9 protein-coding genes (1 of these 9 cut by a window edge) are annotated in these 11,586 nt (G+C 62.1%); 7 read left to right on the top strand and 2 right to left on the bottom strand.

Annotated features, from left to right (window positions below):
- The first annotated feature begins 4 nt into the window (after positions 1 to 4).
- The 6 genes from ACEN8E_RS10625 to ACEN8E_RS10650 all read left to right on the top strand — a co-directional run bounded on the left by ACEN8E_RS10625 (position 5) and on the right by ACEN8E_RS10650 (position 8,806).
- Positions 5 to 1,372, top strand: a complete 1,368-nt coding sequence (locus ACEN8E_RS10625) for a DUF1329 domain-containing protein (protein ID WP_495592557.1) — start codon at positions 5 to 7, stop codon at positions 1,370 to 1,372.
- 137 nt (positions 1,373 to 1,509) lie between these two features.
- On the top strand, positions 1,510 to 3,729 hold the full coding sequence (locus tag ACEN8E_RS10630; protein ID WP_495592558.1) for a LuxR C-terminal-related transcriptional regulator: 2,220 nt from the start codon (positions 1,510 to 1,512) through the stop codon (positions 3,727 to 3,729).
- A gap of 118 nt (positions 3,730 to 3,847) precedes the next feature.
- On the top strand, positions 3,848 to 5,200 hold the full coding sequence (locus tag ACEN8E_RS10635) for a coniferyl aldehyde dehydrogenase (protein WP_495592559.1): 1,353 nt from the start codon (positions 3,848 to 3,850) through the stop codon (positions 5,198 to 5,200).
- A 28-nt stretch (positions 5,201 to 5,228) separates the two neighbouring features.
- Entirely contained in the window at positions 5,229 to 6,311 is a 1,083-nt protein-coding gene (locus ACEN8E_RS10640) for a Zn-dependent alcohol dehydrogenase (RefSeq protein WP_495592560.1), read from the top strand.
- Positions 6,312 to 6,457: 146 nt separating this feature from the next.
- Positions 6,458 to 7,651: an acyl-CoA dehydrogenase family protein gene (locus tag ACEN8E_RS10645; protein ID WP_495592561.1), complete on the top strand. Its 1,194-nt coding sequence runs from the start codon at positions 6,458 to 6,460 to the stop codon at positions 7,649 to 7,651.
- 12 nt (positions 7,652 to 7,663) lie between these two features.
- Positions 7,664 to 8,806, top strand: a complete 1,143-nt coding sequence (locus ACEN8E_RS10650; protein WP_495592562.1) for an acyl-CoA dehydrogenase family protein — start codon at positions 7,664 to 7,666, stop codon at positions 8,804 to 8,806.
- Positions 8,807 to 8,833: 27 nt separating this feature from the next.
- On the opposite strand, the gene ACEN8E_RS10655 is transcribed toward ACEN8E_RS10650, so the two are convergent.
- Complete coding sequence (locus ACEN8E_RS10655; protein ID WP_495592563.1) at positions 8,834 to 9,466, bottom strand: dihydrofolate reductase family protein; 633 nt, start codon at positions 9,464 to 9,466, stop codon at positions 8,834 to 8,836.
- 232 nt (positions 9,467 to 9,698) lie between these two features.
- Between ACEN8E_RS10655 and ACEN8E_RS10660 the strand changes: the two genes are divergently transcribed.
- Positions 9,699 to 10,415 carry a gamma-glutamylcyclotransferase gene (locus ACEN8E_RS10660; RefSeq protein WP_495592564.1) on the top strand — a complete coding sequence of 239 codons (717 nt, stop codon included), beginning with the start codon at positions 9,699 to 9,701 and terminating at the stop codon, positions 10,413 to 10,415.
- Between the two features lie 30 nt (positions 10,416 to 10,445).
- Here the strand turns inward: ACEN8E_RS10660 and ACEN8E_RS10665 are convergent, their stop codons facing one another.
- A protein-coding gene (locus ACEN8E_RS10665) for an MFS transporter (protein ID WP_495592565.1) crosses the window boundary here: on the bottom strand, positions 10,446 to 11,586 show its 3' portion. 98 nt of this gene lie beyond the right edge of the window; 1,141 of the gene's 1,239 nt are visible here — the last part of the coding sequence; the start codon falls outside the window, past its right edge — the gene reads right to left on this strand; its stop codon occupies positions 10,446 to 10,448.

Raw genomic sequence — 11,586 nt, forward strand, 5'->3', positions numbered from 1 at the left:
GAACATGAACGCACGTTTTATTCTGCGCGCTGGCGCACTGAGTCTGTCGTTGCTGGCCAGTGGTGTGATGGCCGCCGTGTCCCCGCAGGAGGCCGCGCAGCTGGGCACCACGCTGACGCCGTTGGGCGCACAGAAAGAGGGTAACGCCAACGGCAGCATTCCGGCCTGGACCGGTGGTCTCAAACCCGGCGCGGCGGCACTCGACAATGGTTTTCTGGGCGACCCGTTCGCCGGTGAAAAACCGCAGTTCGTGATCACGGCAGCCAACGTCGAGCAGTACAAGGACAAGCTGACCCCGGGCCAGCTGGCGATGTTCAAGCGCTATCCGGACAGCTACAAGATCCCGGTGTTCAAGACCCAGCGCACCGCGGCGGCACCGCAGAACATCTATGACATCGCCAAGAAGAGCGCAGTGACCACCGAGCTGACGCCCGATGGCAACGGCCTGCTGAATTTCACCCAGACCCGCTACTACCCGTTCCCGATTCCCAAAAATGGCGTCGAGGTCTACTGGAACCATACCAACCGTTTTCGCGGCGGCAACATGGAGCGCGAAGCGGCCCAGGCGGCTCCGCAAACCAACGGTTCCTACTCCATCGTCGAGTACGAGGACAAGTTGGCCTTCCCGCAACTGATGGAAGGCGTCGACGCCGGGCAGGCCGACAACGTCCTGTACTACTACAAACAGGAAATCACTGCACCATCGCGCATGGCCGGCAGCGTGATCCTGATCCACGAGACCATCGACCAGGTCAAGGAGCCGCGCCTGGCGTGGGTCTACAACGCCGGTCAGCGCCGCGTGCGCCGTGCGCCACAAGTGGCTTACGACGGCCCGGGCAACGGCTCCGACGGCATGCGCACCGCCGACAACACCGACATGATGAACGGCGCGCCGGATCGTTATGACTGGAAGCTGGTCGGCAAGCAGGAGTTGTACATCCCGTACAACAACTACAGGTTGCAGTCGCCGAAGGTGAAGTATGACGACATCATCAAGCTAGGGCACATCAACCAGGACCTGACCCGTTATGAACTGCACCGCGTGTGGCACGTGCAGGCCACGTTGAAGCCGGGCCAGCGCCACGTCTACGCCAAGCGTGACCTGTACTTCGACGAAGACACCTGGCAACTGGCCGAAGTCGATCATTACGACGGCCGTGGCCAGTTGTGGCGTGTCGCCGAAGGTTATGCGGTCAACGATTACGAACGCGGGGCGCCGAACTTCGCCATGCTCGGCATCTACGACCTGATCGCCGGTCGCTACAACGTGCTGGCGATGACTAACCAGTCCAGGCATGCAACCACCTATGGCATGACCGCGAAAATGACCGACTTCACCCCGTCGGCCCTGCGTAACGCCGGCATTCGCTGACCGTTCACCGCGCCTCGAGCAACGCCCTGTCCGCAGGGCGTTGTGCGTTGTGTTGCCGATACCCACCTGATGTGGGTGGCGCGCAATCGGGTGTGCGGCTCAATGATGGAGTCCACTTTCCATCAGCGAGGTCCGCCATGTTGGTGCCACGGCCGCATCTGTGCGATGCACTTGAGGGCAAGCAATGCCGCTTGCAACTGCTTTGCGCGCCTGCCGGGTATGGAAAGACGTCATTGCTGCAGCAGTATTTGCAAGGCGTTGCGCTGCCGGGGCGAGTGGTGTGGATGTCTTTGGGCGGGCAGCAGCAGACGCTGGAGTGCTTCATTTCAGGATTGGCGGGTGAATTGGGGTTGGCGGCTGACGCTGCGCCGGAGGCGGTACTGGCGTTTCTCGATTCAAGACTTGCTGTGACTGTAATACCGTCTTCGCGAGCAGGCTCGCTCCCACAGTTGACGGCGCTCCCCTGTGGGAGCGAGCCTGCTCGCGAAGAGGCCATTCCAGGCGATGAAAATCTGAGACTTCGCCTGGTCTTCGACGACCTCCCGGCAAAATTGCCCGCAGACTTGAACCTCTGGTTCGACCAACTCCTGTCTCTGCACAACCCTCATCTGCAACTGCTGGTCACCTGCCGCCAGCGCCCGGACTGGAACCTGCCGCGCCTGATGCTGACGGGGCAGTTGCTGGAGCTGGACACCCGGCAGCTGGCCCTGCGCCCCGATGAGTTCGAGTCGCTGATCGATGCACTGGCACCGCACACCGATGCCCTGGCCAGAGAACAACTCTGGCATGAGACCGGCGGGTGGTGCGCGGGTATTTGCCTGTCGCTTTCTCCGGATCCGGCACGTTCCTCACCCTTGCTCGGTCATTACCTTGAGCGTGAACTGCTGTCGCGGCTGAGCGAAGAGCAGCGCGAGGTCCTGTGTGGGCTTGCGCATTTGTCCCGGGTCAGTGCGCACTTGTGCGAACAGTTATGGGAAGGCCGGCAGGGCGCTCGGGTATTCAACAGCCTGCTGCACTGCCAGGCGTTTGTGTTCCCGCTCGACCAACAACCTGGCTGGTTCCGGCTGCTTCCTGCCGTGGCCCGGGCGCTACAGCCGCAACTGACCGGCATGCCGTTGAACCGCTTGCGTTTGCGCGCCTGTCAGTTGCTCAGCGTGCTGGGGCACGTCGACGATGCAGTCGAGCAGGCGTTATCCGCCGACCAGCCCGAGGTGGCGGCCAACTACATGGAGCGCTTGTGGCTGAGCTGGATCCTCGGCGAGCGGCATTTGAACAAGCTGATGGACTGGCGCGAACGCATCGAACCACAGCTGCTGCACAGCAGCCCGCGCCTGATCTACCTGTGTGCCAAGGCGCTGTTGTTCAGTGGACGGCTGGACGAAGCCGGCGAATGTCTGGCGCGGCTCGGGCATTTTCTGCCGTTGCCCGATGCGCGGCGAAACCAGCGCCTGCTGGCGAACTGGCAGGCGTTGTACGGCACCTTGCAGGCGCTGTGCGGCCATGCCGATTCGGCGCGCCTGCATTGTCGTGCGGCCCTTGGCCATCTGATGGCCGAGGATTGGCTGTCGGTGCTGTTGTGCCATTGCATCCTGGCACGCATCGCCATGGAGGCCGGTGACCTGGTCGAGGCCCGGTCGCTGCTGGATCACTCGCTGGAACTGGCCCGGCGCCAGGGCAGCCATGAGTCGGAAGCGCTGGTCAATGTCGACCGGGTGCGCCTGCTGACGCTTGAGGGGCAAACGGGGCTGGCGCAATCGCTGGTGCGCAGCGAGCTCAATCGACTGGCCGTGAACGCAGCGCAGCCGTACCCGTTACTCGGGCGACTGCTGTTTGCGCAAGGTGAGTTGCTGTTGCAACAGGGGCACGCCCGCGAAGCCGAGGTGGTGGTGCAGGCGGGGCTGTTGCAGGTCCGCGACTGTTGCGCACCTTTTGTGCTCAACGGCTATCTGTTGTTAGCGGAAATCGCCTCACGCAGCCATGACCCGGAAAAGGCCCGCTGGCACTTGTACGAAGCCGAGCGGCGCATGCATTGGGGCAAGATCCATCCGGCGTGTTACCAAGGACCGATCGCCCGGCAGAACGCCAGGATCGCCGCCCGCGAGCAACCGGCCATCGACGACAAGGTCTCGCCGGCGCGCATAAGCGGCGTGCCGGATTACCAGGATGACCTGACGCCCCGGGAGGTGTCGGTGCTCAAGTTGCTGGCCGAGGGCATGTCGGTTCGCGAAGTCGGCAGCCGCTTGTTCATCTCGGAAAACACCGTGAAAACCCACGCCAAGAACATCAACGTCAAGCTCGGCGCATGCCGTCGCACCCAGGCGATCAATAGCGCCAAGGCCATGGGCATTCTCGCCTGATCGCCACCCACCTGATCCGGGTGGCGGCACCGCACCGGCGATGATCAACCATGCAGCCAGACCCTGTGCCTTGCAGCCCCACCGTGGCCGCGTCCCGACAATGACAAGAGAGGTAGTGATGAGCGCCATCGAGAGCTCGACGAGCTGTGACATCCGCACGATCCTGGAAAAACAGCGAGCGGCCTTCGAGGCCCGGGAACCTTACTCCTTAGAAGAACGTTGCGAATTGCTCGACCGGGCCATCGGTTTGCTGCTCAATCATGAGCAGGCAATCGTCGACGCCCTGACCGCCGATTTCGGCCATCGCAGCCCGGGTTTCTCCAAGGGCAGTGAAGTGTTGTCGCCATTGGCGACACTCAAGCAGACCAAGGCCGAACTGGCTGAATGGATGCGCCCGGAACAACGCCAGGCCCGTGCCGGTGAAGCCTGGGTGCAATACCAGCCGCTGGGTGTGGTGGGCATTGTCACGGCCTGGAACGTGCCCGGCTACATGGTGTTCAGCGGGCTTGCCGGCGCTTTGGCGGCGGGCAACCGGGTGATGATCAAGCCATCGGAATTCACTCCGCACACCTCGGCATTGATTGCGCGGCTGATCCGCTCGGTATACGCCGAAGATGAAGTGGCGGTGGTCTTGGGTGGCGCCGACGTCGGCCAGGCGTTTTGCGGCCAGCCGTTCGACCATCTGCTGTTCACCGGCGCCACCAGCATCGGCAAGCATGTGTTGCGCGCGGCGGCGGAAAACCTGGTGCCGGTGACCCTGGAACTGGGTGGCAAGTCGCCGACGATTATCTCGCGCTCGGCGAACTTCAACGACGCGGTAGCCAAAATCGTCATCGGCAAGCTGCTCAACGCCGGCCAGCTGTGCGTGGCACCGGACCATGTGTTTGTCCCGCAGGAGTCGATGGATGCCTTCATCGCCGTGGCGCAAGCCGTGGTGGCGAAGTTCTTTCCGACGCTCAGGGACAACCCCGACTACACCTCGATCATTAACGCCCGTCATTTCCAACGCTTGCAGGGTTACCTGAGCGAGGCCCGCGCCGCCGGTGTCGAGCTGATCGAATTGAACGCCGCCGCCGAAGATTTCAGCCAATCGCCGTTGAACAAGATCGTACCGACCTTGCTGCGCAACCCCGGCGACGATTTGCAGGTGATGCAGGACGAAATCTTCGGCCCGTTGCTGCCGCTCAAGCCCTACGAAAACCTCAGCGAGGTCATCGCCTGGATCAACGCCCGGCCGCGTCCGCTGGCGCTGTATTACTTCGGCACCGATGCCGCCGAAGAAACCCTGGTGCTCAGCCGCACCTGTTCCGGGGGCGTGACCCTCAATGGCGTGATGAGCCACGCCAGCACCGAAGGCTTGCCGTTCGGCGGCGTCGGCCAAAGCGGCATGGGTGCCTACCACGGCATTGATGGTTTCCGCACCTTCAGCCATGCCAAAGCCGTTTTGCGCACAGCGCCCAACCCGGCCTGAACCCCAGATCATTGTCGAGAGAATTGCCATGAAAGCTGCCGTATTCCATCAGGTTGGAGCCCCGCTGGTCATCGAAGAAGTGGGCATCAGCAAACCGGGCCCACGTGAAGTATTGATCCGCACCAAGGCCGTGGGCGTTTGTCACTCGGACCTGCACGTCATCGACGGTTCGTTTCCGTATCCCGGCCCGATGGTCCTGGGCCATGAAGCGGCCGGTGTGGTCGAGCAGGTCGGCTCCGAAGTGCGCTCGGTCAAGCCCGGCGATCATGTGGTCACCTGCCTGACCGTGTTCTGCGGTCATTGCGAACACTGTGTCACCGGCCATCTGGCGCGCTGTGTGTCGCCGGAAACCAAGCGCGGCAAGGACGAAGAGCCGCGCCTGACCTACGTGCACAAACCGATGCCGCAATTCGTCAACCTGTCCGGGTTCGCCGAGCAGATGCTGGTGCACGAAAACGCCTGTGTGGCGATCCGCCGCGACATGCCGCTGGACCGTGCCGCACTGCTGGGTTGCGCGGTCACCACCGGTACCGGCGCAGTGTTCAACACCGCCAAGGTGCGGCCGGGCGAGACCGTGGCCGTGATCGGTTGCGGCGGCATCGGTCTGGCCGCGATCAACGGCGCGGCGCTGGCCGGGGCAGGGCGCATCATCGCCATCGACATGCTCGACTCGAAGCTGGAACTGGCCCGGCAGTTCGGTGCCACCGACCTGATCAACGGCCGCGACGGCGATGCGGCCAAACAAGTGCTGGAGCTGACTCGCGGCGGTGTGCACCATGCTTTCGAATGCATCGGCCTCAAGCAGACCGCCGAACAGGCCTTTGCCATGCTGGCGCGTGGCGGTACTGCCACGGTGATCGGGATGCTCAAGCCTGGCCTGAAAATCGAACTCGACCCGCTGCAGTTGCTGCATGAACGCCGCATCCAGGGGTCGCTGATGGGCTCCAACCGCTTCCCCGTCGATATGCCGCGCCTGGTGGATTTCTACATGGCGGGCAAGCTCAAGCTCGACGAGATGATTTCCCAGCGCATCCGTCTGGACCAGATCAACGAGGCGTTCGATGAGTTGCGTCGCGGTGAGCTGGCGCGCTCGGTGATCGTTTTCGAATAAACAGCGTACCCACCCAGGTGGGAGCGAGCCTGCTCGCGAATACGGAGTGCCAGTCAACATTGATGTTGAAGGTGATGACGCTTTCGCGAGCAGGCTCGCTCCCACAGGGTTTATGGGGTTTGCCCAAGTGCTTTTGGAGTGGATGGATGGACATTGAATTCACGGTGCAGGAACAGGCCTTTCGCGAAGAGGTTCGGGCCTTCCTGCGCGAGCATCTGCCTGGCGAATTGTCCGAGCGGATTTCCCTCGGCAAACGCCTGAGCAAAGCGCATCAGGTGTTATGGATGCAGGTTCTCAACCAGCAAGGCTGGTTGGCACCGGGCTGGCCGGTCGAGTTTGGCGGCACCGGCTGGAACGCTGTGCACAAGCATATTTTCGACGAAGAATGTTTTGCCGCCGGCGCACCGAAAGTGGTGTCGTTCGGCCTGAAAATGGTCGCTCCGGTGATCATCAAGTTCGGCACAGCCGAGCAGAAAGCGCGCTATTTGCCGCGGATTCTTTCCTGTGAGGACTGGTGGTGCCAGGGCTACTCCGAACCGGGCGCCGGCTCTGATCTGTCGTCGCTGAAAACCCGCGCCGTGCGCGAGGGCGATCACTATGTGGTCAACGGCCAGAAAACCTGGACCACGCTGGCGCACTTCGCCGACTGGATGTTTTGCCTGGTGCGCACCGACCCGCAGGCCCGGCAGCAGCGGGGCATTTCGTTTCTGCTGATCGATATGAAAACGCCGGGCATCACCGTGCGGCCCATCATCACCCTCGACGGCGAACATGAAGTCAACGAAGTGTTCTTCGACAATGTGCGGGTGCCGGTGGCGAATCTGGTGGGGCAGGAGAACGAGGGCTGGACCTGCGCCAAGTACCTGCTGACCCACGAACGTACGAGCATCGGCGGGATCGCGCAGAACAAGGCGTTGCTCACCCGGCTCAAGCGCATTGCCAGCGAGGAAGTCCGCGACGGTCGGCCGCTGATCGAAGACCCGCTGTTTCGCGCGCAGATCGCCGAAGTCGAGATGCAATTGATGGCGGCCGAGATGAGCACCCTGCGCACCCTGGCGGCCACGCAGAATGGCGATGCACCCGGTGCCGAAAGCTCGTTCCTGAAGATCAGGGGCACCGAGATTCGCCAGGCCATTACCTACCTGATCAGCAAGGCCGTGGGACCGTACGCGTTGCCGTTCATTGAAGATGAATTGGGTTATGGCAGCGAACCGTTGCTGTACACCGACTACAGCAGCGCTGCCACCTGCCAGTATCTGGATGCGCGCAAGGCCTCGATTTATGGCGGCGCCAACGAAATCCAGAAGAACATCATCGCGAAAATGATCCTCGAACTGTAAGGCGCCACGATCATGGATTTCAAACTGACAGACGAGCAGCTGATGCTGCAGGAAACCACTGCACGCCTGGTGCGTGACGTGTATGGCTTTGAGCATCGCGAACAATACCGCCAGAGCAAACAGGGTTTCAGTGGCCCGTTCATGCAACAGCTGGGTGAGCTCGGGCTTTGCGCCGTGCCTTTTCCCGAGGCTTATGGTGGTTACGGCGGCAGCGGTGTGGAGAACATGCTGGTCATGACCGAACTGGGCCGGGGCTTGTGCCTGGAGCCTTACCTGCACTCGGTGATTTTCGCCGGTGGCCTGGTCGGGCAGTTGGGCAGCGCCGCCCAGAAAGACACGCTGCTGCCGCAAGTCGGCAGCGCCAGCCTGCAACTGGCCGTCGCCCTCGATGAGCCACAGGGTCACTACCAGTTGCACGACGTCCAGACGATCGCCGAGGCGGTCACCGGTGGCTGGAAGCTCAATGGTCGCAAGTCGGTGATCATCGGCGGCCAGAGCGCCGGGCTGATGCTGGTTTCGGCGCGTACCAGCCACGGGGTTCGGGACGAGCAGGGCATCAGCCTGTTCCTGGTCGATCCGCAAGACGAGGGCATCAGCCGGCGCACCTTCGACACCCTGGACGGGCGGAAGGCCTGCGAGCTGTACCTTGAGGACGTGTTCGTCAAAAGCGCAGCGCTGCTCGGCGAGTTGGGGCAAGCCTTGCCGGCGCTGCGTTATCAGCAGGGCCGGTGCATCGCCGCGCAATGTGCCGAAGCCGTCGGCAGCATGGAAGCGGCGTGCGCGTTGACCCTCGATTACCTGAAAACCCGCCAGCAGTTCGGGCAGCCCATCGGCAAGTTCCAGGCGCTGCAGCACCGCATGGTGGATATGCGCATCGAACTGGACCAGGCCACCTCGATGACACTGCTCGCCGCCTGCGTGGCCGATCAGGCGGACAGTGACGAACGCAGCCGCGTGTTGGCCGCTGCCAAGTTTATCGTCAGCCGCGCCAGCCGTTTTGTCGCGGACCAGGGCATCCAGTTGCACGGCGGTATCGGTCTGACCTGGGAGTACATGCTGTCACACCATGCCAAGCATTTGCTGATGGTGGCGCGTCAGTTCGGCGATGACGACCACCATTTGCAGGCTTATGCCAAGTTGATGCAGGTGGCATGAGGCATGCCCCGGGCGACAGGGCGCTGGCTATCGCTGCCTGACGCCCTCGAACGTGCCGGTTCGCACCTCGCCGCTGCGGGTGTAACGGGCGATCAGCACACCCCCGGGTGAGCGGGTCGAATCCTGCAAGGTGAAGGCCGACGCTTGGGCGTTGTCGTCGAACAGGCGTTTGCCGCGCCCCAGCAGGATGGGGTGAATCATCAGTCGCAATTCGTCCACCAGGCCGGCGGCAAGCAGCTGGCGAACCAGATCGCCGCTGCCTTGTGTCAACAACCGGGGACCGTCCTGACGCTTGAGTGCGTTGATCGCGTCGAGCAGGTTGCCCCGCAGCGCATGACTGTTCTGCCAGTCCAGCGAATCGGCGCGATGGGTGGCCACGTACTTGGGTACGCCGTTGAACAGGTCGGCAAGGGTTCGGTTGCTTGAGTCGGGCTGAATGCGCGGCCAGTAGGAAGCGAAGATGTCGTAGGTACGACGCCCCAGCAACAGTTCGAATGGTTGTGAGAACAGGTCCTGCACGGCCTGGCCGGTGGTCTTGTCGGCGTAGGGCACGATCCAGCCACCGAACCTGAATCCGCCAGAGGGATCCTCTTCAGGGCCGCCGGGCGCCTGCATGACGCCATCCAGACTGACGAACGCGGCAACGGTAAGTGTGCGCATGCTCTTCTCCTGATTCATCCGGGTGAAAGTGTTTATGCAGGGATGTCTGCGACCCCTTGAGATCATATCCCTGACAGATAGTCGAACCAGACGCTGGGAAATCGACAACAGGACGTGCGGTTTGTATTCCTTTGACCGCAGGCGATGACATGTCTTTCGATCCGGACGGTGGTGGGGTTGTTTGCGGTGCTAGACTTTCCGGTTGATCAGCCCTGAGAGCCGGGTATGAACGATGAACAAAACCACGCGATTGCAAGGGCGCAACCTGACAGCGGAACTCGTCGCTTGTGTTGAGCGGTTTGAGCCCGATCCCGGACCCGAACCGGGCACGACCGAACACACCCAGGCCGAGTTCGATGCGATGGTGCAGAGGCTGTTACGTGAATACGAACCGGAAGATCTCTGGATCTTTGCCTATGGCTCACTGATATGGAATCCGGAGTTCGAATTTGTCGAGAGTCGTAGCGCCACCGCCTATGGATGGCATCGGTCGTTCTGCCTGAAACTGACTCGCTGGCGCGGCACTCGCGAATTGCCAGCCCTGATGTTGGCCCTCGACCGTGGTGGAAGCTGCAACGGGTTGGCCTACCGGCTTCCAGCGCAAGATCACTTCAAACAACTGGGACTGCTGATGTTCCGGGAAATCGATGCAAACCCGCCGACCAATGTTCCGCGCTGGATTTCGGTTAAAACCGAGTCCGGGATATTGCGTGCATTGGCCTTTGTCGCCGCACGCGACGGAATGGCCTATGCAGGCAAGTTGCCAATGGACAAGGTTGCCCATGTGTTGGCTCGCGCAGCGGGGCACTGGGGCTCGGCTGCCCAGTATCTGTACCGGACCGTGACAATGCTCAAGGACCATGGCATCCGTGACCGTAATATGTGGCGCATACAAAGCCTGGTCGCACAGGAAATCGAAGAACTCCAGTGCGCTGCGAAGAAGTCCTGAATGGTGCGACTGTCGATACTGGATAACGTTTCAGAGACGCATGAGAAACCACAGGACCAGGGCACTGGCGCTGATCAAGGCGCCCAGCAGGCTGACTGCCATCCAGCCCCATAGCGCATACACCTGGGTCGCGGCGGCGGCGCCCAGTGCGCTGCCAACCGAGTAGAAGCACATGTAGGCGCCGACCATGCGACTTTGCGCGTCGGGTCGTGCCGCAAAAATGATGCTCTGGTTGGTGACGTGTACTGCCTGCACCGCGAAGTCGAGCAGCACTACGCCGCAGACCAGCGCGACCAGGGATGTCTCGGCAAACGTGATGGGCAACCAGGACAACGTCAGGAGCCCCAACGAAATACCGGTCACCCGTTGACCCAGGCCTTGATCGGCCCAGCGACCGGCTCTTCTGGCAGCAAGCGCGCCGGCGACGCCGGCCAGGCCAAACAGGCCGATGGCCGTGTGTGAAAGCGACAGCGGCGGGGCGCTCAATGGCAGCACCATGGATGTCCATAGCACGGAGAAAGCGGCAAAGATCAGCAGGGCCAGCAGGCCCCTGGCGCGCAGCGTGCGCTCGGTGATGAACAGTTTGAAGAGCGAACCCAAGAGCGCCGGATACGCGTCTCGATGCCTTGGCGACGCTGTGACAGGAACCGCTCTCCACAACACCACCGCGAGGGCCAGCATCATTGCCGAGGACACAAAATAAACGGCGCGCCAGCCCGTGAAGTCCGCAATCAGGCCAGAGGTAAACCGCGCCAGTAGAATGCCCAGGACAATGCCACTGGTTACCGTCCCCACGGCCTGCCCGCGTTGTGATGGCGTTGCCAGCACCGCGGCGTATGCCACAAGCACCTGAACGACGACTGCCAGCAAGCCCATCACAAGCATGGCCCCCAGCAGGGCCAGCCATTGCTGTGATGCGCCGACTACCGCCAACGCAATGGCAGACAGCAGCACTTGAGTCAGGACCAGCCGCTTGCGGTTGACCAGATCACCGAGCGGGACGATGAACAGCAGCCCCAGCGCGTATCCAGCCTGAGTCGCAGTCACCACAACCCCGATCGTTGATGAAGCCACACCCAGACTCCGGGCCATTGAGTCGAGTAATGGTTGTGCGAAGTAAACGTTGGCTACTGCAAGCGCACAGGTGAAAGAAAACAACAACGTTAGCGAC

It is taken from the genome of Pseudomonas sp. Pseusp9 (assembly GCF_059491265.1).